The sequence below is a fragment of the Bradyrhizobium sp. McL0615 genome (genome assembly GCF_049993905.1).
Lineage (GTDB): Bacteria > Pseudomonadota > Alphaproteobacteria > Rhizobiales > Xanthobacteraceae > Bradyrhizobium.
Map to the genome: position 1 here is coordinate 1016486 of NZ_CP188254.1, position 23770 is coordinate 1040255.

The 23770-nt window shown below is 57.3% G+C and carries 21 protein-coding genes; 15 read left to right on the top strand and 6 right to left on the bottom strand.

Features of this window, described 5'->3' with window-relative positions; genetic code table 11:
* Positions 1-16 precede the first annotated feature (16 nt).
* Entirely contained in the window at positions 17-682 is a 666-nt protein-coding gene (locus ACPPVP_RS04765) for a site-specific integrase (protein ID WP_426531767.1), read from the bottom strand.
* Positions 683-817: 135 nt separating this feature from the next.
* Between ACPPVP_RS04765 and ACPPVP_RS04770 the strand changes: the two genes are divergently transcribed.
* The 3 genes from ACPPVP_RS04770 (at position 818) to ACPPVP_RS04780 (ending at position 4146) form a co-directional block, all read left to right on the top strand.
* A complete protein-coding gene (locus tag ACPPVP_RS04770) occupies positions 818-1318 on the top strand; it encodes a hypothetical protein (protein ID WP_426531769.1) in 501 nt (166 codons plus the stop codon).
* 531 nt (positions 1319-1849) lie between these two features.
* Positions 1850-3154 carry a tyrosine-type recombinase/integrase gene (locus ACPPVP_RS04775; protein ID WP_426531771.1) on the top strand — a complete coding sequence of 435 codons (1305 nt, stop codon included), beginning with the start codon at positions 1850-1852 and terminating at the stop codon, positions 3152-3154.
* A 71-nt stretch (positions 3155-3225) separates the two neighbouring features.
* On the top strand, positions 3226-4146 hold the full coding sequence (locus tag ACPPVP_RS04780; RefSeq protein WP_426531773.1) for a hypothetical protein: 921 nt from the start codon (positions 3226-3228) through the stop codon (positions 4144-4146).
* Positions 4147-4225: 79 nt separating this feature from the next.
* Here the strand turns inward: ACPPVP_RS04780 and ACPPVP_RS04785 are convergent, their stop codons facing one another.
* Positions 4226-5572 (bottom strand): IS5 family transposase, encoded by a 1347-nt coding sequence (locus ACPPVP_RS04785; RefSeq protein ID WP_426527868.1) that lies wholly within the window; start codon positions 5570-5572, stop codon positions 4226-4228.
* A 528-nt stretch (positions 5573-6100) separates the two neighbouring features.
* Between ACPPVP_RS04785 and ACPPVP_RS04790 the strand changes: the two genes are divergently transcribed.
* From ACPPVP_RS04790 to tnpC, 7 genes are all read left to right on the top strand, one after another.
* Complete coding sequence (locus tag ACPPVP_RS04790) at positions 6101-6295, top strand: hypothetical protein (protein WP_426531775.1); 195 nt, start codon at positions 6101-6103, stop codon at positions 6293-6295.
* On the top strand, positions 6292-6573 hold the full coding sequence (locus ACPPVP_RS04795) for a winged helix domain-containing protein (RefSeq protein ID WP_426531777.1): 282 nt from the start codon (positions 6292-6294) through the stop codon (positions 6571-6573). The genes ACPPVP_RS04790 and ACPPVP_RS04795 overlap by 4 nt, the downstream gene beginning before the upstream one ends.
* Positions 6570-8237, top strand: a complete 1668-nt coding sequence (locus tag ACPPVP_RS04800; protein WP_426531779.1) for an AAA family ATPase — start codon at positions 6570-6572, stop codon at positions 8235-8237. The genes ACPPVP_RS04795 and ACPPVP_RS04800 overlap by 4 nt, the downstream gene beginning before the upstream one ends.
* Entirely contained in the window at positions 8234-8839 is a 606-nt protein-coding gene (locus ACPPVP_RS04805; protein WP_426531781.1) for a hypothetical protein, read from the top strand. The genes ACPPVP_RS04800 and ACPPVP_RS04805 overlap by 4 nt, the downstream gene beginning before the upstream one ends.
* Positions 8840-9339: 500 nt before the next feature.
* Positions 9340-9735, top strand: coding sequence for an IS66-like element accessory protein TnpA (gene tnpA, locus ACPPVP_RS04810; RefSeq protein ID WP_426527613.1), 396 nt, complete (start codon positions 9340-9342; stop codon positions 9733-9735).
* A complete protein-coding gene (tnpB, locus tag ACPPVP_RS04815; protein WP_426527612.1) occupies positions 9732-10079 on the top strand; it encodes an IS66 family insertion sequence element accessory protein TnpB in 348 nt (115 codons plus the stop codon). Before tnpA ends, tnpB begins: the two co-directional genes overlap by 4 nt.
* 70 nt (positions 10080-10149) lie before the next feature.
* On the top strand, positions 10150-11778 hold the full coding sequence (gene tnpC / locus ACPPVP_RS04820) for an IS66 family transposase (protein WP_426527611.1): 1629 nt from the start codon (positions 10150-10152) through the stop codon (positions 11776-11778).
* A 341-nt stretch (positions 11779-12119) separates the two neighbouring features.
* On the opposite strand, the gene ACPPVP_RS04825 is transcribed toward tnpC, so the two are convergent.
* Complete coding sequence (locus ACPPVP_RS04825) at positions 12120-14930, bottom strand: hypothetical protein (RefSeq protein WP_426531783.1); 2811 nt, start codon at positions 14928-14930, stop codon at positions 12120-12122.
* A gap of 140 nt (positions 14931-15070) precedes the next feature.
* Here ACPPVP_RS04825 and ACPPVP_RS04830 point away from each other — a divergent pair, with 140 nt between their 5' ends.
* Entirely contained in the window at positions 15071-15667 is a 597-nt protein-coding gene (locus ACPPVP_RS04830) for a hypothetical protein (RefSeq protein WP_426531785.1), read from the top strand.
* 1222 nt (positions 15668-16889) lie between these two features.
* On the opposite strand, the gene ACPPVP_RS04835 is transcribed toward ACPPVP_RS04830, so the two are convergent.
* Positions 16890-17438, bottom strand: a complete 549-nt coding sequence (locus ACPPVP_RS04835; protein ID WP_426531787.1) for a recombinase family protein — start codon at positions 17436-17438, stop codon at positions 16890-16892.
* A 623-nt stretch (positions 17439-18061) separates the two neighbouring features.
* On the opposite strand from ACPPVP_RS04835, the gene ACPPVP_RS04840 reads away from it, so the two are divergent.
* Both ACPPVP_RS04840 and ACPPVP_RS04845 read left to right on the top strand, forming a co-directional pair.
* The gene (locus tag ACPPVP_RS04840) at positions 18062-18442 is read left to right on the top strand and encodes an outer membrane protein (protein ID WP_426531789.1); all 381 of its coding nucleotides are present in this window, start codon (positions 18062-18064) and stop codon (positions 18440-18442) included.
* Positions 18443-18929: 487 nt separating this feature from the next.
* Positions 18930-19175, top strand: a complete 246-nt coding sequence (locus ACPPVP_RS04845) for a hypothetical protein (RefSeq protein ID WP_426531791.1) — start codon at positions 18930-18932, stop codon at positions 19173-19175.
* A gap of 385 nt (positions 19176-19560) precedes the next feature.
* Here ACPPVP_RS04845 and ACPPVP_RS04850 read toward each other — a convergent pair whose 3' ends face one another.
* The gene (locus ACPPVP_RS04850; protein ID WP_426531793.1) at positions 19561-20334 is read right to left on the bottom strand and encodes a hypothetical protein; all 774 of its coding nucleotides are present in this window, start codon (positions 20332-20334) and stop codon (positions 19561-19563) included.
* 1238 nt (positions 20335-21572) lie between these two features.
* A complete protein-coding gene (locus tag ACPPVP_RS04855) occupies positions 21573-21794 on the bottom strand; it encodes a DUF3551 domain-containing protein (protein ID WP_426531795.1) in 222 nt (73 codons plus the stop codon).
* A gap of 320 nt (positions 21795-22114) precedes the next feature.
* Here ACPPVP_RS04855 and ACPPVP_RS04860 point away from each other — a divergent pair, with 320 nt between their 5' ends.
* Together ACPPVP_RS04860 and ACPPVP_RS04865 are read left to right on the top strand one after the other, a co-directional pair.
* Positions 22115-22336: a hypothetical protein gene (locus tag ACPPVP_RS04860; protein WP_426531797.1), complete on the top strand. Its 222-nt coding sequence runs from the start codon at positions 22115-22117 to the stop codon at positions 22334-22336.
* Between the two features lie 5 nt (positions 22337-22341).
* Positions 22342-22764, top strand: coding sequence for a hypothetical protein (locus ACPPVP_RS04865; protein ID WP_426531799.1), 423 nt, complete (start codon positions 22342-22344; stop codon positions 22762-22764).
* The last annotated feature ends 1006 nt before the right edge of the window (positions 22765-23770 follow it).

Genomic DNA, 23770 nt, shown 5'->3' on the forward strand with positions numbered 1-23770 from the left:
AATGGCGAATCCCACTTTATTTTGCAACTGCAGGATGTTTTATCCCCTCCCATGGCAAAACATCGATTGATGCTGCCAGATGAGCAACATTCACATGCGCGTACCTTAACACCATCTTCTCCGACTTCCAGCCGCCGAGTTTCATCAATCCAATGATGTCGCGATTAGCGGTGGAGTGCCACGTCGCCCAAGTGTGCCGGCAATCGTGCGGGCAAAAGTCATCGATACCTGCCCGCCGGCACGCGCCTTTGAAAGCGGTCTTGATTTGGCCGCCCGCCGCCTCGATTCGCTTATATGCAAAACCATCCGGGCGGCGGAAAACCTCGTCAACGCGATGCGGCAGCGATGCCAGCGTTGCAAGCGCTCGCGGGTGCAGAGGCACACCACGAGAGTCGCCGTTCTTGGTGTCGATAAACTGAACCTGTGCGCCCTGCAAATTGACATTACGCCAATCGAGATAAAGGGCCTCAGACATGCGCGCGCCAGTATAGAGCAAAAAAATTACCAGCGGGCGAAGATGCGGCGAGCATGCTGCGATCAACCGATCGGCTTCATCCGGCGTAATCCAGCGAACCCGACCCTTGGGAAGTACCGGCCGCGCGATCCGGCGCGCATCGCAAAGCCCGCGCGCGGCGACGTGGTTGAGGATGGCCGACACGGGCGCATAAAGCTGCCGATTCAATGTCGCGTTTGCGGCGGTGGGACAAAGAGCGCGGGCAGCACGATCGATTGCGGCCTGATCAATTTTGGCAGGCGCGCCGGTTGATTTGCCACGCGAATCCGGAGAGGTTCGGCTCTGCGATAGATGGAGCGCACGATGTTGGATTCGAGCGATGTTCAATTTGCTTGTAACGATGCGCGGTTGCGCAATGCGGCGATCGTCGATCTGATTCATCAAGGGGACCGGCACGCGTTGGCGCTACTTCAATTTTACATAGCGGTTGCGAGTGCGGCGATTTCTGCGGCGGCCGCCATCTTCCTTACAGCCGCCCCGATCCCGAAATTCTTTGCATGGGTGCCGATCGGCATCGCCGTTCCACTCATCGGGGGCGCCTATTGTTGCTTTGTCAGCATGTGGAGCGCGGACATCCATTTGCCGGGCCGGTCGGCTGATTTTTGGCAATGGGCGATGAGGCCAGATGTCGAAACGAAAAAGGTCTATGAATCCTATCTTGAGCGACTCGGCGAAGGCCAAGCTACCAATACGGCCCTTAACAAGCACATGTCGAAATGGCTTGACTACGCCAAGCGCTGCGGCGTTCTCGCCCCGTTTTGCGGGTTGATCTCTTTTCTTGTCTCGACAGTGAGCCGCCTCTAGCGCGTGGGTAGTCGCGGCGTCTCGTTCTTTCGGTGATCTTGATCAGTTGGCGGGGGCGGCGGCGGCGGCACGTAGGGCTCCCGCTTGTCCTCGCTCGAAATAGTTTCCTCGCTGATCATAACTATTATCCCATGTACGATTCGAGGCTGCAGATTATCACAGCGGAGGCGGTCCTGAATGCCTCGATTTCCTGTGAACGATCGAGGAACAGATTCTCCGGATTTTCCCCGCATCCAAAGGTGATTTCGCGATCTGTTCTGCTGGAATCTGCCGAATGAAGCGAAGCAGCAAATTGCTAAAAGCGTTGAAATGTAAGGAGGAAAATGGTGCTGCCAGACAGGATTGAACTGTCGACCTCTCCATTACCAATTATGAGGCCCGTAATATCTTGAGATTGCTCGGGATTTCCCGAAGCTCCAAAACGCCGTTGCTATAAGAGTTCTCCGCTTTAGGGTGGTTCCTTGAGATTACCCATGATTCCTACCCGGTGGTTACTCGGTGGTTCCGTGGTTCCTAAAGGGGCGCTCGTCAGTGGCAACATCTCAGATCACTAAACGGCTCGTCGACAGTCTCAAACCTCGCCAAGGCGAATACTTCATTTGGGACGGCTCGCTATCGGGATTTGGCGTGCGTATTCAATCGACGGGAGCCATGTCCTATGTCGTGAAATATCGCGCCGGCAGTGGCCGCAGCGCCCCTACGAGACGTCTCACGCTGGCGAAGGCCGGCACCATCACGCCCGACGAAGCCCGCAGGCTAGCCAAGAAAACCCTTGGCTCGGTCGCCCATGGCGCCGATCCGGCAGCCCAGCGGGCCGCTGACAAGCGCGCGTCCACCCTCGCGGAGGTGGCTGAGCAATTTCTGACCGAGCATGTGCAGGCCAAGCGTTCGGCATCGTCCGCCAGATCGTACCGCGATTTGCTGGAGCGGCTGGCTCTGCCGGAAATCGGGAAGCGCAAGGCCGACAAAATCACGTCCGCCGAAATCCAGCGGCTCCACAGCAAAAATGCCCACACGCCTTACCAAGCCAACCGGTTGCTGCGGGTTCTCAGCAGCCTTTTTACCTTCGCGGGCAAGACCCACGTTGTGCCGGTCGGCTTCAATCCCTGCCGAGGGATCGAGTATTTCCCGGAAGAAGGCCGCGAGCGATACCTAACAACTTTGGAACTCGCCCAGATTGGGGAGGCCATCAGGGAGGCTGAAACTATCGGACTGCCCTATTCGGTGGACGAAACGAAGCCGAAAGCAAAACATGCGCCCAAGGAAAGCAACCGCCGCACCGTGATTGGGCCTCACGCCGCCGGTGCCCTTCGGTTGCTGATTTTCACCGGCGCTCGACTGCGGGAAATTCTGCACCTGAAATGGGAACACGTCGATTTCGAGCGGGGGCTCCTGCTGTTGCCGGCCAGCAAAACCGGAAAGAAAACCATTGTGCTGAACGCCCCCGCCTTGGCAATCCTCAACGGCCTACCCAGGACAAGCGACTTTGTCATTGCTGGGTCGTCTATCGATAGCCCGCGCTCCGATCTGAAGAAGCCTTGGAAAGCCGTTGTCACGCGCACGGGCCTGACGGGCGTCCGCATCCACGATTTGCGCCACACTCATGCATCGGTGGGAGCCGGTGCCGGGCTTGGCCTGCCCATCATTGGCAAGCTGCTGGGCCACACGCAAATCGCCACCACGCAGCGTTATGCACATCTAGACAATGACCCGTTAAAAAAAGCATCCGAACATATTGGAAGCCGGTTGGCTGTTGCGATGGGGGAAGTGAAAGCCACCCCCGCGAACATCATCAATATCTCGAAGGCAAAAAGATCAAAGAACCGGCGCGGCTAGGGTAGCTCCCGAAAAGCTGGTCCGCACCAGCCTGCCGCGTCGCCCTCATGCGGAGCACCAGCGGAGGTGCAATGATCGCTTTTTGGCGCGATCCGAGTCGCTGGGCTCGGGATGATGCGGCCCATGTTTTTCTAGCGCGCGCCGTGCATGAAATAGGTAAAGCTCTTTTTGGCAAAGAGTGGACTGGTGACGAAACTTACGTTGAGCTGATGCAATTTCTCCCAATGCAAAAGTCAGAGGGCTCGGTGGGTCAACAGAGTTTCGCAAACCAGTTGCTTGTCCGGCATCATCCAGAGTTTGGTCGAAAGCTTCCAATTCGACGCGCATCAAATCACGGCGGGTTTTCCGGGCCGCCGGCCTCCTTCAGGTTTACCGACCAAGAATGGAAAGCTGCATACTCGATTGTTGCCCGCGACCATGAGCTCAAGCTCCCCGCCTTGCTAAGATTTGCAAAAGTGAAGGAAAGGATAATTGAGCTTGCCGAGTCAGGAAAATTGATCACCGCGCTTCGGCACACTGTAGGTGGCGATCCGGTGGCCGTACATCGCTCGTTCTGGAACTCTGAACGATTATCTGTTCGGTTCAGTTATTGCCAGATGCATCCTAATAAGCCGTTCGGCATCGGTGTGGCGGGGGACGGCTATTGCTGGATATTTGTCACTCGGGAAAGCCTGCGGCACTGCGTGGCCGCCTTGGCACCTCAGCCGGGGAGCGCGGCGGAAGCTCTGCAACCCGAGAGCACCTTAAAAGAGGTGACCCCCAAAAAGTCGCCGGGGCGTAAGAAAGGAGATGGCTCTTTTGCCGAGCTTGATCGCCCCATCTTAAAAAAGATGGAAGAACTGATTTCAACGCACCGGGCAGCCTCGCCGGAAGAGGCCGCTAGAATACTAGCGGGGAAGGCGCACGGTGCGGGCAGCCTGGAAAGCAAAACCGAACGGCTGGCGAAACGATACCGAGCCAGCAGAACTAATTCGCTCGGAAGCGGTTCCTAATTCGCTCGGTACAAATCGGAAACGTTCGGTATCAATCGGGCGACTTTAAGTGTGGTTGATCCTCATAGTGAGTCGTCCGTTAAGAAGCTGATTTAAGCGCGGGCTGGAGGCTGACGACCGCGATTAGGGCTGTGAAGATGAGGCACCAAAGGGTCTTCAGCCAGGCGAGGATACGTCGGAAATTGTGGCCCACGGCTGAGAGGATGACGTTTGCGGCATCGCCGGCGCGGCCTTTGAGGTAGCAGCGGCCGAGGTGACCTTCGGCCTTCAGGTGTCCGATGATGGGCTCGATGGCGGAGCGGCGGCGCAACTCGCGCTTGATGACACCAAAGACGCCGCGCTTCTGGCCGGAGATGAAGACGCGACGGGGATTTTGCGCGTTGTGGCCGCGGTATCCCTTGTCAACATAGGCGCGCTCGATCGGACAGCCGGTGAGTGTTTCGGTGCGATCAATGATGTCCCGCAAGGTGTGACCGTCGTAGGGGTTATCGGGCAGTGCCCTGGCGTGCAGCACGAACAGGCCACCGGGAGCCCGGCGGTTGTTGGTGACGATGGAGGCCTTCACTCCGAACTCGTAAGGCGCCGCGGCCTTGCCTTTGCCGATGCACTCCACCTCAGGGGCATGGAAGGAATAAAGCTTCCAGCCGCGCTGGCGCTGCTGCTGCGAGCGGATCTGCGTGGCCCGGCCAAGCGGGAGGGCGAACGTCTCCTCCAGTGCTGGCTGGCCCTCGATCTTGCGGCGGATGTCGCGGATGATCCGGCCCAGCCTGGAGCGCAGGATACGCAACTGCCGCTGATGCCGCCTGAACTGTTTGGCATGGGCGTAGCGGCCCGCCATCATCGCTGCGGCCTTGGCGACGCGACAATAGGTTTGCCGCAGCCGCACCCCGTGCCTGGTCGCGAGGCGGTTGAGCCCCTTGATGGCCGCATGCAGCAGCTTGGCATCGGTCGGAAAGGTGATGGCCTTCGGCTGCACCGTGGTATCGACCGTGACCCGCTTGAGGTCTTTGCCGCGTAACGCGCCGGTCTCGTGCGCCACCCGAAGGCTCTCGGCCAACAACAGCTCCAGTCTGTCGCCAAGCCGCTTGCGCCAATGGCTCAGGTCCGAGCGCTCGTGCGGGAATGCGTGCTGGAAGAACTCTTCGCCGGTGAAGAACTGGAAATACGGGTCGTGGACCCAGCGCTCACACACCCCCTCATCGGACAGCCCGTAGATGTGCTTGAGCAACAACAGCCCGATCATGAAGCGGGTCTCAATCCCCGGCCGGCCGTTCTCGCTGTAGAGCGGCGCGATCTCGCCGTCGATCCAGTCCCAATCGATGTTGCCGGCAAGCAGAACCAGCTCGTGCTTCAGATTAATGATCTGGTCCAACCGCGCCCGGAACAGATCGTTGGATCCCGTCGACTTGTGCTTCTTCGGCCGCATCGGTCCCTCCGATACGACAGGGAATCATGCTTCGCTCTTCGAGGGAATCCAAAATCGAATTTGCAAGGTTCCGGTGCCCAAAGCACCAAAACCTTGCAATCTCAAATCAACCTTCAAACCAGATCATGATTCCAGATCAGCCGCTTAGCCGTTGTTCACGGACGACTAGTGACTTCGCAATGAGCGAGGTCACCGATGATTACACCACCAAATGAAACTGCCCCAGAGCGACACTTGCGCCGCAAGGATGCGGCAAAATACGTCGTCGAAACTCACAACCTTCCATGTTCCCCAAGAACGTTAGCAAAGCTTGCTTGCATTAGCTCGACTGGTCCGCCGTTTCGGCTCGCGGGACGTTTCCCGCTCTATCCAACGTCCGGTCTTGACGCTTGGGCGCTTGCCAAGATTGGTCCGCTGGTCCGGTCAACGTCCGAAGCCCGAATAATTTCGTAAACCCCGAAACAAAAGCCCGGTGCACACGTCCCCGCGAAGGTGGGTGCAGCCGGGCTTCTCATAAGGAAGTCTAACGTGAACACAAATACCAAACCACCCGTCAAAATTCAACAACTTTCCGGTTTGCCATTGTTCGACTGGAGGGCAGCCGTCGTCAACAAGCCGACCACTCTGGCCGGGCGATATATCCGCTCCCGGTTTTCGGTTTCTCCCAGTCATGCCGACTTGATCGCAACGCTTGCGGGCCTTGGATGGGCGGTGGATCAATGAACAGCCCAAGAATCAAAATTCGCCTGCCGGATGGATCGCAGCAATCTTTCGCCGGGCGTGAGGCTTGGACGCTGCGCCGTCTTGTCGATGCGGGATCAAGAGGCGTGACAACTGTCGACCATCCCGCGCCTCGGTGGTCTCACTACGTTTTCAAGCTACGCAGGGCCGGCCTAGCCATCTCAACGGACTATGAATCTCACAAGGGCGACTTCCCCGGGAAGCACGGGCGCTGCCGCCTTGAAACCCCGGTCACTGTCGTTGAAGGGGGAGCGTCATGACTTTTCATCAATCACGCCCACCGTTGACGGCAATCGAGTTGGACCGCCGCGCGGCCGTCATTTCGGCAGCGAATCCGCCGCAGACTGGTCGGAAGGGAGAAGAGAAACCATCACCGGTCGAAACCTTCAGCTCCGAGCCAAGCGACGAACGGCAGTACGGAAAAATGGCAGCGCAAGTTATCCGCGATGCCAGGCGAAGCGTTGCACTGGCACCCAATGACGCGCGCCTGGCCGTATTCCAGCAAGCGGTAGCCACACTGGCTGAAGCGGTGGCAGGACAGTGGTTGCCGAAAAATGTAGTGGTAGACCGGCTCCGCGATATCGCCGCAGCGCATGGGTTTTTCGGTCAAGAGGCGAGCGCCATCGAAGCAATGATTGGCGACTATTGCGCGAAAATCCCCGCACCGATTTCAGCGGTGGTTCTCCCGCCGATATCGTCGCAGCCTGTAAAGTCCGCGCGGCGACTTATCAGCCATCGCGCCAGCGACCTAAAGCCGGAGCGGTTGGTCTGGGTTTGGCCGGGCAGAATTCCTCAGGGCAAGCTGGTTTTGCTCGGTGGCCCGCCGGGTCTTGGCAAGAGTCAGTTGACGGCTTTTATTTCGGCGGTGGTTTCCAACGGCGGAACGTGGCCCTGCGGCGAGGGGTCGACGCTGTCGGGAGACGTTATCTTTATGAGTGCAGAAGATGGCATCCGGGACACCATCGTTCCGAGATTGATGGCGGCTGGCGCCGATACAAGTCGAGTCCATATCGTCGCGGCGGCTACAAAGCCGGACGGCACCGGGCGCAAAACCTTCAGCCTGAAAACAGATGTCGATTTACTTGAGGCTAAGGCGAAAGAGATTGGCTGCGTTCGGCTGATTATCGTTGATCCGATATCGGCATACATGGGCGGGGTGGACGGCAACGGCAACGTTGAAACGCGCGAAGTCTTGGGGCCTCTTGCAGAGATGGCGGACCGGCTCCGCATTGCGGTGGTTGCGGTCACGCATCTGAACAAAGGCGGCGCTGGCGGCCAAAGTGCATTGAACCGTTTCGCGGGATCCATCGCATTTGTGGCGGCGGCTCGGGCAGCATTCGCGGTCATAGAGGATTCGGTAGACGATGGTCGGCGGTTGTTGCTTCAGGCAAAAAACAATCTCGGGGCCAAGTGCGACGGACTGGCGTTCCGACTAGAGCAAAGGATGGTTGACGGGGACATCCTGTCATCGAATGTCATGTTTGAAAGCGACCATGTTTCGCAGTCGATTGACGAGGCCCTGATGGCATCCGAGGGCCGGGGCGGAGCGGCTGGCGGCCAAACATCAAAGGACGATGCGGCGGAGTTCTTGAGTGAGGTTTTGGCCCAAGGGCCTGTCGACGTTCTCGTGGTCGAATCGCTGGCTCGAGCGGCAACGTTGCTGGCGAACGACAAGCCACTACGTCAGAACAAGGCGTTCCGCGACGCCAGACAAAACCTCGGGATTATCGCACGCCGGGAGGGATTCGGACCGGGCGCCCGCTATGTCCTCAGCCTGCCGGGAGCTCCATGTGCGCCCGAAAACACCATGTGCGTCCCTTTAGGAACAAGGGCGCACATGAGCAATCCGGGCGCACATGACGTAACCGAGGGCGGCCGACCAATTGAAACAACAACGATTAACAATGCCCAGGAGGGCCGATGACGAAGCCAAAGGGACTGACGCTGGAACTCGATCCAAAGCCGAAGGGGGAACTCAAGAGACTTGGCGGCAGCCAATCCGATAAGTGGAATCTGCGGCTGGTAAACCTCGTCACCAACGCTTTGCCGATCCAATCGGACAAGGAAGCAGCACTCGTCGCTACCTCGGCAATCTGCCAAGGCACGGCGGATATGGCTCCAAATGATCCCATCGAGGGGATACTGATTGCTCAAATGATGGCGGCTAACGAGGCATCGCTTTCGATGTACCGGAGGGGTTGGTCACAACCGCCGGAGTTTTTCGAGGCTCGGACGAAGTATCTTCAACTTGCAGACAAGGCAGCGCGGACGGTGATGATGCTGACCGAAAGGCTTGACCACCACCGAGGTCGAGGCCAGCAGCAGATCACCGTCAAGCATGTTACGACGAACAACGTTATCGCAGATCAGGCGATAGTCGCGGACAGCGTTACGACTGAGAGCGCCGCTCGGCGTCATGACGCTTCCTCTCGGCTACTTAGCGCTAGTTCCGAAAAACCAGTGCCGACCCTAGTTGAGCCGCGAGTGGACCTGGTTGAGGCGGGGGGAGGCATCAAATCAAGATGACCGTCAACCCCATGCAAAGCGCCCACGATGCTCCTCGTTGCAAAGCCAGATCCAAACGAACCGGTAAGCCCTGTCGTGCGCCCGCGGTACGCGGCTATCGCGTTTGTCGGATGCACGGGGCTCGAGGTGGCGCGCCGCCCGGCTCGCGTAATGGAAACTACCGAGATGGCACGCGTACGCAGGACACGATCCAAGCAGGGAAATTGATAAGGCTGTTGTCACGCTTTGCACGGAAATCTTGAGAAGCCGCGGCCCGCTTGGGGCCGCCGAGGGGGGCTCCTCGACGACCCCAGCCTGTCGCTTGCTCCTCGAATGAAGGTCGGCGACCGACAGCAATCAACCTGCAATCACTGGAGAAGTTGTTAATTCACTTGGGAAGTGGGGCGTTGGTGACGGGTTAGCGACGAACCCGGCCGGGCGCGCTAAATGAGCGGATTAGGCGTTTCCCTCTGGCGAGGGCCGCCTTGTTGGATTAGTCCAATTGGTGCGTAACAGTCCTTATGGACAGCCATAAGCGCAGTACTCAGCTTGAGCGGCTTGAGGTGGTCGAGACTGGTCGCCGGCGGCGCTGGTCGGATGACGAGAAGCTGCGGATCGTGACCGAGAGCTTTGAAGCGCCGCGCGCTATATCGTCGACGGCACGGCGCCATGGCATATCACGTTCGTTGCTGATGACATGGCGTCGCGCGCTCAATGCCGAGCCGATTAGCCCTCAAAGCGAACAATCTGGCTTTGCGCGGGTCGTCCTTGCCGCTGAGGTCGAGCCGGCGGTTGCTGCCACACCGACGAGCGGGCAGATGGTGATTGTCGTTGGCAGGGATCGTCGGGTGATTGTCGACGCCGGCGTCGATGCGACGGCGCTGGCGCGGGTGTTGCAGGTTCTGGAGCGTCGATGATCCCGATCTCTTCGAACGCACGGATCTGGATTGCGACCGGCTACACCGACATGCGCAAGGGCATGCAGGGTTTGTCATTATTGGTGCAGGAAAGCCTAGGTCGAGATCCGTTTGCCGGAGATGTCTTCGTGTTCCGCGGCCGCGGCGGTTCGCTGATCAAGGCCTTGTGGCACGATGGAATTGGATTGTCGCTCTACGCCAAGCGGTTAGACCGTGGCCGTTTTGTCTGGCCGGTGACGGTGAGCGGTGTGGTGGGGCTGACTGCGGCGCAGATGAGTTATCTGCTGGAGGCGATCGACTGGCGCAACCCGCAGCATACGTGGCGGCCACAGAGCGCGGGATAGGCTCAAAAATGTTCTGAAGCACGGAAGAAAAGACGCCTCAAATCGCCCCTTTTGTGATTCCATCGGGGCCATGGGTGACGGCCTTGAATCGCTGCCAGACGACATCGAAACGCTGAAAGCGGCATTGATCGTTGCTCGCGCGGAGGCTGCGGCCGCCCGCGCTCAGCAGTCCGACAACCAGGCGCTGATCGCCCATCTGAAGCTGCAGATCGAGAAACTCAATCGCGACCGCTATGGGCCGCGCTCGGAGCGTACCGCGCGACTATTGGATCAGCTTGAGCTGACGCTGGAGGAGTTGGAGAGTTCGGCGACGGAGGACGAGCTCGCAGCCGAAATGGCCGCGACCAAAACCATGAAGGTGGCGTCGTTCACGCGCAAGCGACCGTCGCGCCAGCCGTTCCCGGAGCATCTGCCTCGCGAGCGGGTGATCGTGCCGGGGCCTGTGGTGTGCGCCTGCTGTGGCGGCGCGCGGCTGTCCAGGCTCGGGGAGGACATCACCGAGACGTTGGAGGTGGTCCCGAAATCCTGGAAGGTGATCCAGCACGTCCGCGAGAAGTTTACTTGCCGTGATTGCGAGAAGATCAGCCAGGCCCCGGCGCCGTTCTATGTGATTGCCCGCGGCTGGGCGGGGCCAAGCTTGCTGGCGATGGTGCTGTTCGAGAAGTTTGGCCAGCATCAGCCGCTGAACCGCCAAGCGGAACGCTATGCCAGGGAGGGCGTGCCGATCAGTCTATCGACCCTGGCCGACCAGGTCGGCGGCTGCACGGCGGCGCTGGCGCCCTTGTTCAAGCGCCTCGAGGCCTATGTGCTGAGCGCCGAGCGATTGCACGGGGACGACACCACGGTCCCGGTCCTGGCCAAAGGCAAGACCGACACCGCCCGGATCTGGGTCTATGTGCGCGACGACAAGCCTTTTGGCGGGCCGGCCCCGCCGGGGGCGGTGTTCTATTACTCGCGCGATCGCGCGGGCGAGCATCCCCAGGCGCATCTGGCCGGCTACAGCGGCATCTTCCAGGCCGATGCCTATAGCGGCTATGGCAAGCTTTACGACCCGGGCCGCAACGCAGGTCCGATCCTGGAAGCCGCGTGCTGGGTCCATGCCCGACGACCATTCTTCGTAATGGCTGATCTGGCTGAGAATGCGCGTCGCAAGGCTAAGGGCAAGAAGCCGGCAGTGATCTCGCCGCTGGCAATGGAAGCAGTCCGCCGGATCGACGCCTTGTTTGAGATCGAGCGAGGCATCAACGGACAGAGCCCCGAACGGCGCCGGGCCGTCCGCCAGGAACTGAGCGCGCCGTTGGTCGCCAATTTAGAAACCTGGATGCGCGAGCAACGCGCCAAGCTCTCGCGTCGCAACGACATCGCCAAGGCCATGGACTACATGCTCAAGCGCTGGAGCGCGTTCATACGCTTCCTCGACGACGGCCGCATCTGCCTGTCGAACAATGCGGCGGAGCGTGGCGTGCGCGGCATCGCTTTGGGTCGAAAGTCCTGGCTGTTCTGCGGCTCTGATCGCGGTGGCGAGCGTGCCGCGGTGATGTACAGCCTGATCGTCACCGCCAAGATGAACGATGTCGATCCGCAAGCCTGGCTCGCCGACGTTCTGGCGCGCATCGCCGAGCATCCCGTCCAAAGGCTCGACGAACTCCTTCCGTGGAATTGGCGCCACCGAAACAAGCAAGTCGATCAGGCAGCCTGAGTGGCCGGTGTGCGGTCTTCACCGGACGCTTACGATTAGGCGGAGTGTACGTTTTTTAGCCGTGAGGCGGACGCTCCGCGTATCGAGACCCCTCTGGGCAATACATGCAGATCTTTGATTGCCATTCCGCGGTTATGGATGCGCCGAGCCGTTTTCCAGCCCTGAAGGCCGCCCCGATTCGACGCGTTAGATACGCGTCGCGAACCCATAGAGTCATGGACGGCGTCTTGTGAGCAGCGACCGCCTGCTAACATTGTGGAAACGTGAGCAAGGAACCAGCTTCCTTGTCGCGTCGCGATTGTCCCTAGCGTAACTTGAGTTGGGACCGTCCGAAGCAGGTATTAAAAACGTCCTGGCTTTAGAAAGGTTGGTGATTGCGTTTCAAGAAAGCTGCGCGAGATTACAGAACTTCTTATTTTCATGGCTCGATCTTCAATACTTTCACCTTCTTTTGGTGCAACTCGTAATTTGAGCTTCGAGCTATCGCGGCCGACCGTTGCATGCAGTAGCACACCCCCGAGTACCGTACGGCCATCTTCTATATTGAAAGTCCGAGTTTGATCGCCAAGCCCGTTACATTGCGTTGAGTTTTCCGGAATAAGTACTTGAGGTTCATTCCTAGTTACATTGATGCCCATCGGAATTCGCTCACCCTCGGGAGATAGGCCAAGGTCCACGTGTTTTCCACATATGAGAAGTGAGCTGGAGATTGTTTCTAATGCCGGAAACGCCGGTGAAGCTCGCTCGGCCATCTCGATTTTCCCATTGTTTAACGAGAAGCGACCAGTCAACAAGCGGCGTTGTTCGAGCCAAATAGCCGTATTGGCAGTATCGGATGTAAACACTGCGAGTGGTAGATTGAGCCGCTTATCAAATCTTTTGATTACTACCCCATTAGCGTCATAAATTGAAAGAGTTCCAAATCTTTCCTTTCCCAAAACTGCTGGTTTCTGATCTTTGAAAAACAATGGATAACTATCATTGATTTCAGGCTGAGAAATAGCAGAAAACTCAGCAAGCTTTCCCCATTTATTGAAAAACATCCAGTGCTCACATGATAGGGCGAGGATGCCCCACCGTTCAGTTGCCTTCAGATCTGATGCAATGTCGGGCCCATCTCTACTCAAACAAGACGAGACGTCCAGATCGGCCACAAACTCCGAATGAACCTTATTGTAGCGAAACATTGCCGCTGGATTCTCCAGAACCTGGATTGTTTGCCTGTCTTTCCGAAGAAACGGGTCCCGAATATTAAGTTCGTCGCCCTCAATAGCATCGACACTAAGTGCCGAGCATTCCACCTTTTGTGAGTTCGGCGAGACAGGCGTTAAGATCCGATCGCCGTGGGCCATCACTAGAGCCGCCATGCGCAGGCAATAGGTTTGGTGATTGTGATTTACTACGGCGCGAAGTTCATCGCCTTCAGATACTAATTTAAAAGTTAAGCCATTGGAGTTTCCAACTTCGAAGGAAGTATCCCAAGGCTCGCACTTCGACTTGCTGCAATACTGCACGTACGCGCTATCCACATAGGTTTGTCCAAATTCGCCCCTTCGTTCAGTGTCTACACCTGGTGTTTTGGCAGAAACCATCCGGTTCCGGACGTCGTGTGTATCGAAGCTGACGAATAGGCTTTCGCCCGTCTCGATGTTTACCGCTAGTGAGACATTCGGGCCGGACGCGATCAGAAAGGATGAAAATTTTCCAGCGAGTTTTCTTGCCCGAACTGGTTTTGATCTAGTATCGAAGCTGGTCCCTGCGCTGGACGCTGCTGAACGGCTATCTTCAAACAACACCTTTGTAGGCGGCCTTGTTTTATCAAGAACGAACATGGGGGATTGGGACCCGAAGAGCAGAACCTTGTCTGTTGAAAGTGGATGAATTGTTATGGTCGACTGGGAGAGTTCGTTTGCCGAGGGCAGAACAAAATAGTCCCATCCGCCGCACCTTAAGCAGCGGAACATTAGTTTGTTATTTTCTAGGGCGACAAACGGTTGACCATCCGTGGCAAACCCAAACCAATCAAATCGGCCTTGATATATAAAACTTTCGCGATAGGTCAGGTCTCCATCTATCGACTTGTCTGGCTCAAACAAACTGAGTTTTGTATCGTCGCGACCGTGAGCGGCTAGGAACGCCATGTCGCTCTCTCGCATGGTCACACTGACGTCGCCGGTGACTGGCATCGCATAGACAATATCGTTCTCAAGCAGTATGCGCGAAAGCAATTCGTCGCGCGTGCTCTCCCAAAATTCTGTCACTCTTGGAATCTTCGCATACGGCCACACTGGTTTGAGAGCCATAACCTCGTCAACGTCCAGCGCAGTTAGGCGCACTCTATTTCTGATATCGAAAGCAATCTCTTGTCGAGCACCTATGTAACCATTAGCAGTCAAGTTAAAATAGCTTACCGCCGCCGCAACCAAAATGACTGTCGTTGTAAGGAATTTCGAAAACCGCATGAACCCTGCAAGTAGATCCCCGTAACGTGGGCGAGTGCGGGTCCCAGGCGAAATGCTTTCGTTTGATAGGGCCCTAAGGCAATAGTGGGCAATCCAGGAGTCCTGTCGAAGTTTAACGTCGGCGAAATAGCCGCTGTGGCCAAATTTAAAGTACCTCTGTTGCAGGTACTTTCCTTCAAACTGACCTTTAAACCCTACTCGACCGGCCAATCCGGAGTTCAATGGAAGCGCCGCGTTCAACAACAAGATTCGATCATTAGTTGAACAAAAATTGAAGATTGTAGATAGCTCAGAACGAAGAGCAATTGCCGTAACGTCAGCTTCCGACGGAAGAACGCTGCCCATTAGCACGACGTTTCCAATTATTCCATGATGACGCGGCGACAGACTGCGAAGCGCGTGATAGAGAACGTGCGTACCGAAACTGTGGGCAGCGAAATGAACTGTGATTTTTGGTCCATTTCCGCTATGTGCTGAGATGGCATCCAAGAGTGACTCGAGTTTTTTCCTAAACTCAGACACTTGAAGGTGGCGTGTGAGAGGGAATACGAATTTTAAAATATCGAAGAAGCCGTACTTATACCTTTCGGTGCGTTCAACGATTGATTTCTCGATCGCTAACTCGGATACTGCGTCCTGCCAATCGCCATTGTCGCGGATTCCGTGCACGGTCACTAGGACTTTGACCATTTGCTTTTTTCCCTAAGACTGCTTTTCAAAAGCTATCTGATAAATGTCAAATTATCCACTGCGGCTAGCTCCGCGTCGTCAATCAGATATTGCCCTCGAACTTATACTTACTATCTCGAGGACCAACCTGGAGCCCTCTGATGTCGCGGCCGCGCGAACGCGTTTGCCTTCAAGACGGACTGAAGCTGGATTTGAACCGTCTCGCTCGAAAGGGCTTCGTCCGACAAGGCGCGAACATCGGCGTTCGAGGAATTACATGGACGCACTCTTATTGGGGCGACGTCGCCACCGGGATGATTAGCGCGGACATGAGCGGTAAAGAGGAGGGCTGGTTTCGTATCCAGCTCGGCAGCCTCGACCAGTGGATTACCCTCACTGCACGTCCGCGACATTTCGGTGGGCAGCAATGGTATTTTGTCTGCCCAGTCAGGAATCGGCTCGTTTCGGTTCTTTGGAAGCCAAACGGGGCGACGCGGTTCTGCAGCCGCCAGACATGGGGCCGACAAGTCGCTTACCAATCTCAATTCAACGACCCAACAAATCGCGCTCATGCGGGCAAAGCGCGGATCAAGTCCAAGCTGATAGCTGACCTTGATCCAGATGAATGGGATTTTCCCCCAAAGCCGAAATGGATGCGGTGGGCGACATACAATGCTTATTCAGACCGGCACGACCGTTACGATGACGTTCTGGACTGCGGTCTTATAGCGCTAGCGGCAAAATTCTATGGAAAATAAAATCGTTTGAAATCAATAGGAGGCGTCAAGTTAGTCTAGAGATTTCGATTTGAGAAGCTTGCGCCCACGCCGCTACAAGAGGGGCATGAAATCACGCATTCGTGCGGTGTAACCTACCTCACATAAACCTACGCTTCTCAGGTCCACCATGCGTTGGAGCCAAGCGGCGCAGGACATGACGCCCCCGAAGCAAATACCCACGCGGCGGAAGATCGATGTGCTGACCGTCATCGTAGGCTGGGGTTGATCGTACTCGGCACGGTTACCACGACACGCATTCTTGGTACGTCCGTCAAGAGTATGCACGCCTAATTCCGTTTTAGAGGCCAGCTGGTCAAGGGTTTTGGCAAGAATAGGAACGAACGCGATTCGCAGCCGTTTTCCTCGGGTGTAATCAAACAAAACCCAAGGAGACTAAATGAAGAAGTTCCTGTTAGCTTCGGCCTGCATGTTCGCACTCGCAACACCCGCGGCCTTCGCGCAGAACGCCCAGCCCACCGGGGGCGCGTCTAGCTCAGGCAACGTTGGGCCCGGCGCGTCCGAAGGCGCTATGAAGGACGGCACCATGAACCAAGGCACCACAGGTGCTAGCAGCAGACCCTCCCCGCGAGGCGACGCGAGCAGTTCAGGCGCGCCCACGGCGGCCGGAACCCACAATACCGGCACAGACAAAGAGTCGGGCTCGGTACAGAAGGGCGTAAACAAACAGTAAACTTCGAACGTACTTTCGGCGGGGCCGTCCGGGTGGGCGGCCTCAACATGTAAGGGCCGCTCCGTGACTCGGCGCGAGTCACCGGTGCGTTTTACTGGCTGGCGGCCACCACATAGCTCTCACGCAAACGGTTCTCAGCGCGCTCCGCTGGCCGCTCTAGGGCGAACTGCAAAACATCTTGTCCGGAAACAAGGCCCTTCTGCCGAAGACTAGCCAGCGCCCGCCGGGTTGCAGCCTGTTGCTCGTAGCTCAACCGGCCAGGCCTGACCCGATAAACTTCAGAAGCAATGCTCAAAATGGTCGGCCTTTGACCCGCAGCCTCGCACTCCTCGATCACTCGCAGGCATCCACGCTGTATCCGACCAAGACGAACCCACTTAGGCATAAGGCGACTCCGCAAGTGTGCCCCACTCCACCAACACACCATCAACCACATTGTCCACGGCACCATCGCGGCATAACCGTGACTGTACCTTGTTCGATCCGGCGGCCGTTGCTGCACTTCATTTCCTACGCCGCCTCACAGGTTTCGGGTTGAAGTGACCTCCAGATGGTGCCGACGCCAACGCTGTATTCCTCGGCCAGCTCGGGGATTGTCGCACCTTGGCCGTAGCGATCGGCAATGACCCGCTTCTGACCGGCATCCAGCCGCTCGGGGCGCCCGAACTTCTTGCGCTGCTTCTTGGCCCGCTCGATCCCCTCATCGGTGCGCTTGCGGATTAGGCCACGCTCGAACTCAGCAATGCCGCCCATGATGGTCAGCATCAGCCTACCGGCGTCGGTGGTGGTGTCGCACCAACTTTCCCCAAGCGATACGAAGTCGCAAGAAAGGCCATCCAGTTCATGCACGATGTTGTGCAGGTCGCGGCTAGAACGCGCCAGGCGGTCTAGCTTGGTCACAACGACGGTATCGCCGGGGAGCAGCGCCTTCTGCAGCTTCAGAAACTCTGGCCGGCCGTCAGTGTTCTTCGCCGACGCCTTCTCGCTGAAGATCCGCTCACAGCCCGCGGCCTTCAGCGCCTCGACCTGAGCAGTGTAGTCCTGACCCTTCGAGCTCACTCGGGCGTATCCATATTTCATCTCCGAAACTCCGTTATGGAAACCCGACTTTCGGAAAAGTAATTGGTGTGCAGATTCAAGGTCAACAGGTTTCTTTCCAAAACTGTAGAGTTGTGGAAAAACAAATTATCGGGAAAATTGAGCAACTTTGCAAAATGCGCTCCGTTAATTTGGGTCGGTTGCGGTTGTGACAGGAACGCAGCTGGCTGGGGTCGCCGTTGGCTCAAGCCCCCCTGCGGCGGCCCCACCTATTTTTGATAGCAACCACACGATTTCCGCCAGGCTGAACGGCGAGGCGGTAGCTAGTGTTGGACCATTCGGTAGAAGGGGAACCACCACCGCTGACTATCAAAGTTGCGGTTTCGATATACGACCCCGTCATACGCTGCCTGGATCAGGCAGAAGAACAAGGTGACCGCAAAGAGCACCCCCAACTCATCCAGGCCTTCACGGACCTCTGGCTTGATGCAAGCACGCAGACGAAGCAGATAGCGCATTGTGACCTCAACGGCTCCCCAGTAGCGGCCCTTTAATAGCAAACCCGCCAGCGGTGAACTGGCGGGCTTTGAACAATCAAACCCCTCGCCCATAGCGCCCTGTTCGAGCGCTCCCGCCGGTCCAGATTGGACGCATTCGGCCTATTCACCGGCCAAGTAGGCTACGCCTGGAACAACGCTTTATTCTACGTTAAGGGCGGCGCTGCGGTCGTCGACGACCGCCACGACATCCTCTTCGGGGGAGCGGTTGTTGCATCGGCTAATACCGACACCCGTTGGGGCGCTACGGTTGGTGTCGGTCTTGAGTATGGCTTTGCTCCGAATTGGTCGGTTGGAATCGAATACGACCACCTGTTCCTCGATAACCGCACCACGGCCTTCAGGACACCTGCTGGCGTGGTATTTGCCAACGACCGCATCAACGGCGATGCCGACCTTATCATGGCCCGCATCAACTATCGCTTCGGCGGGTACGGGTACGGCGCTCCGGTTGCGGCGCGTTACTGATTTCCGCCATCTCCAGTAAACTAAGCCCCGGCATCGTCCGGGGCTTTTTTTTAGCCACTACCTCCGACATCCGCAGTGGTGAGTAGCCGACAGGGTCGCCTCATCACCAGTTTGGCCCCCCTTGATCGAGAAGTGGTAGTCCCGATGGGCCCCCTTCCAATCCTGTCGGTTCAAACCTGTCTACCGGTTGCCTCTTCGCAGATTGAAAGAGTTGCAACCTGGAAGCCCTCAAATGGGGAAGACCAAGAGATTTCGGGTTTCGGTATCGGTCACCATGGTAGGATATATACCTCGGTGGGCGCCGGGCCTTCTGCCGGTGCGCTTAAAGTGCGCCCGCTGGAGATAATTCTGCATACCTTGCGCGATGGGCAGCCGAAAACAAACGCGGTAATGGAATCCTGCGCTCGCGGTATCAATCCAGGGCACATATAGTTTGCCACATGCTCTTAGTTCTTTTGTGAGCCGCCCGTCATTCCTGGAACGCAAAATGGATCTAGAAAAACAAACTACGATTCTTCGGCCCGCTGAACCAAGCGCATCTTCAAATTCGATTGACGAGCCAAAGCAGGTTTCGCTCTTCGATGCCGTTCGGAAATGGACTGATGCGGAGGGAGCAAATGCTTTTGATATCGAATTGGATGGCAAACGTCTCACCCCAGCGCAGATTCAGGAGATTGCTCATTCAGAGGCCTACAAAGAAAGGCTGTTAGCTTTCCACGAAAGGCTGTCTTGAATGCCGCGACCACGCGAGCGGGTTGTCTCCAAGATGGATTGAAGCTGGATCTGAACCATCTCGCTCGAAAGGGCTTCGTCCGACACGGTGCGAACATCGGCGTTCGAGGAATTACATGGACGCACTCTTATTGGGGCGACGTCGCCACCGGGATGATTAGCGCGGACATGAGCGGTCAAGACGAGGGCTGGTTTCGTATCCAGCTCGGCAGCCTCGACCAGTGGATTACCCTCACTGCACGTCCGCGTCATTTTGGTGGGAGGCAATGGTACTTCATGTGTCCGATTGGAAACCGCCAGGCGTCCGTGCTCTGGAAGCCGTCCGGCTCAACCCGCTTTTGCAGTCGTCAGACGTGGGGCCTTGGACAAAGTTGCTTCTGCTAGACCTAATTGCGCGAGCCGAAGGTTTGCAGGAACAACGGAGGCTGGGCATTTTGTACAAACTGGCCCTGTTCGGGCGCTCGGGCTCCTTGTGGGGCCGGGTCTTGTACCCGTGACTTTTGCTCCCGCCGGACCCTCATTCGGGGATTGTGCACGGGCCGCATCTCTGCCTGCGCATTTCGGGGGGCGCGGACGTGTTGGTGCTTTTGCTTGGGCTTGAGAGATGCTCGGGTATCTTCCGCAATCTGTGCCGGGACATTTTGTGCAACTAGTGCTGGGGCATTTTGCACAACCTGCACGGAGGGTACCGGCCCGACCTGTGCCTGCTCTTCTTTCTCGGCCGCCCACGCTTGGAATTGCCTAAACAGGCCTTCACCATTTTCCGTCGGGTTCTGACCGGTGGGTTCAGAGGAGGTGGCATTTTCCTCGCGGGCCAGCACTTCCTTTGCCGCCGTCGGCAAAGCCTGAACACTGGCGCTAGTTTGAATTGTTGTTGGCATCGCCTGATAGGTGTCAGGCTGGAGCGCCGGTTTGTGGGCGAGCGAAGCCCTGACGTCCGCTATGGACGCCGTGACGTTCGCAAGGAGCGTCACTGGATTACCCACCACCGATAGAATCGCAATACTAAGCGCTGTCGCCGCTGCAGCCCAGATGCTCGCTTTGAGGATGTGGGACGAGAGGGCAGCTCTTTCCTCAGCTTTCCCGTGAGACAGGGGCTCAGGTTCACGTGTGAGAAAGCGAGGCAAACGATGGTCATTAAAATCGTCTTTGGTCGGCATTAGGTGATGCCTCCTTTAAATGTTTTCGTCGGCGAGTACCCTCTATCGTTGACCAAAAGGCGGAGAAATCTTGACTTCGGTTGGGCCGGGGAACCAGATACGCGCCTTCGTACCCTCGCCTTCCGGGAACTCAACTAACTGGGCCTCATGGAAATTAGGAGGGACTGAGCCTTGCAAGCTGGCGCTCCAAGGCGTTGTGACGCTTATGATGCAAGCGGTCCCGCTCCCGCTCAGCGAGCTTATCGAAGTCCTCGGCGAGCCGCAGCCAGCTTGCCGCATCAACTAAGCTGCGAGCCTTCTCCGACTCTTTCCGGCAGACCTCTGCTTGCCTGCGGTATCTATCCGCATCATTATTAGCGATGGCCATAAAAATGTAATGAAGCTATCCGGCGGGAAGTTCCAAAGCCGCAAGGCCGGACGGGTGCGAAAGCTGGCGCGGCATCATAACCCCTTCAACGTCGTTCGTTCCTGCCAGCCCTCGCACTGCTCCAGCGCAGCCTCGCGAGCGCCGTCTCGGGCCTAAGGCGCCCATTAATTAATCCTGTCACCATCATTCCGGGTCTTCGATTATGAGGAGAATGGACGTGGCCTCGTGCGTGCGACGGCGGCGCACCGGATATCGGACGAACCCGCCCCAGATTCGCTGGTGACGACGCTGTGTCGCTTTTCGAGGACCTCCTGTTGAAAGTTCAGGAAGCTCGCGACGTACAGGGCCGCCGGAAATGATTTTCCAAGTTGTCGGTGTTTTGCACTTGTGCCGAAGGGCACGTGAGTCTCGACTTCAAACTAGCGGCCCCTTCCGGCGAGGGACCGCTTTTTTGTGAAGGTGTTTCAACAAGAGTATCCCCAGCCGCCAAGCCTGCGACGCACGACAGGGCTCCTATAGAGAATACATTCCCAACATCGAATCCGGTGAGCAGTTGTGTCAAAGAATAAGCCGCCCTCAGCTTTGTTGTTACCGGTGAAGAGGTACAGGAGTTCATGTGCTTTACACTGACGCTAGCCCGCCTTTCGTTTGCTTGCAGGCTTCGATGACTTCGACTTCTTAATGGCTTTCGCGGGCTTTCCGCCGGGGTAGCAGGACATGAAACCCTCGAAGCAAATACCCACGCGGCGAAAGATCGATGTGCTGATCGTCATCGTACGGATAGGGTTGATCGCATTCGGAACGGTTATCACCAGCGCACGCATTTTTGGTGCGCCGATCTAGAAGCACGCGGTACGCTGGAGGCACACGCTCAGGTGGGACGGTCGCCGCATAATTGACATTCAGCGGCTAATTTGGCGTCCTTGCCGCCCTCGGTAATGCAGCGGAAGTAACTGGTGTACTGGCATTTGCCCGGATATTCCCATAGCGGGCCCTGCAAGCAGTAGCGATCCGGCACTCCTTCAGCAGCGGCAAGCGATGCTGCGGTCGGAGCGGAGAGAGATGCCAGAACGGCGACGCACACAGGGCGCATGAGCACTCCTTAGGCCTTATATAAATCCCAAAGATGATTGCCTACTTCGTTCCTTTCATCATGGCCGCTACGCCGAAGAAGTCGAACGCGAAAGAGAGAAAGTTCGGACGACCGAAACGGGCAAAGCTGCACGTTTATGATCCAGCGAATGCACCTAGAAAAAGGCCGACCGCCCTTGGCACCTGCGAACATTTATGATCGCAAACAAAGGAACCAACCTCGGTCATCCCGTTTAGGAGTATGGACTCAGGATGCGGCCGGCAATCGATCGTCTCCGGGTCTGTCAAACCTGTCTCAGGAAGCCCATCGGAGTGCGTGAAATGGCAAGCCAGATCGTGATGGATCATACCGGTGACACCCGCCACTTGTTCAACAAGCAGGATCGTGCGGAGGTCGCAAAGGCCGAGCAGCGGTTCAAGGAATTGACCGGAGCAGGCTTTACGGCAGCTGTCCGTTCCGGGCCGGGCGAACAGCGGATTATCCGCTCATTTGATCCAACGGCGGAAGAAACCTTGTTCTATCCGCGTCTAGTCGGCGGCTGACCGCGGTGGTTGAGCAAGCGCTTGCGTTGGGCTGGTACTGCCTGGCTTTGATCTGCCTGCCCGTGATCGGTACGCTGCTGCTTTTTGCACTTGTGTCGGCCGTGGTGCGGCCTGGTTTCTTCGACGCGAGGGCGCGGGCACTGACCCTGCTGGAGGATTGGCTTTCGCCGGAGCAACGCGCGTGCTATGACCGCTTCCGGTACTTCGACGTCGTCGGCAGCGATACCGGCACGCATTATCGGATACACCACGGCACCCAGACCAACATTGAGGAATTAGGCCACGCAGGGCAGCGTGTCTGCAGATGGTGCTTCGTTCCGGAGGGCAATCTCGTAGCTCGCGATGTGATGCTGGCGCAGAAGATCGCACTTGAAACGAACGAGCGCGGCGCGCTCGCAGTGGCGCATCGCTCATTTGTGTCGATGTAGGCGCGATGCAGACAGTCAATTGTCAGGCCGGACGTCTCGCCGGGGGTTTCGGCTGGCTAGACACCAACGGCATACTGCGCCGGTCGCCTACAACGATTCGAGACAAGCGGCCATGAACATTGAGCCCAGCGAGGAGTGTCTCCGTACGGATAGGTGGGCGGCTTTTTCGTCCCGCACCGCGTCACAAAATGTTCTTGATTGCCCAAAGTTCCCGACCCACGATGTTGGTAACGCCGCTGGGGAGCGGCGCACCACAGTGGAGGGGGACGATGGGAACGATCGGAGATTTTCTGATTGTCTTGCTGGGTGCTGCAGCGGGCTACATTTGCCGCGATCAAATTTCGCGAGTTCGTCGCTATCGCGAGCGAGTTCGGCACGCGCAAAGGGAGGAAAAGCGCTTGAATGCGCTCTCTTCCTCGATCGACCTGCCGGCATTTCTAAGTCGGCCACCGAACGCTTAGTCTCCACGAGCCTTCCTGACGGCGCGTCGTCGCCTAGCCGAAGTCCAGGCTCGCAGACCGTAGCCGGCCGCGAAACCAAGCCCAACCAAGATAGCTGCCTCCATCAACATTGGATGCTTGTACGATGCTCGCTCTTCGAAAGCGTGACTTTTAGTCTAGTCGTACAACCCGCTGTCGCCGCTCGTGGATGAAATGCCCAGTGGGGTGATGGCGAGGCACCCAGCAATCCCTAAGAAAATTTACTGTCCAGGACATACCTAAACTCCTGTTCTGAACATGACACCGGTGCATGGTGCGCTGCGGTGACGGCATTGCGGTAACGGGACATTAGCAGTTGCGACTTGCTGTCGCGTGGGAGCTGCGGAGCTGCTGCTCTTGAGGACTAAGGTCCATGACGGAACAACGAAAATGTCCACTGCGCGGCTGCTGTCGGGTAGCCGACATAAATTTTGGTCGGCCTCTGCGGTGGGTTCGGCCCTGATTCAGCGCGGGTCACCGGTGCGTTTTTCCTGCACTGGCCTCACGCGATGCGGATCAGCGCGTCT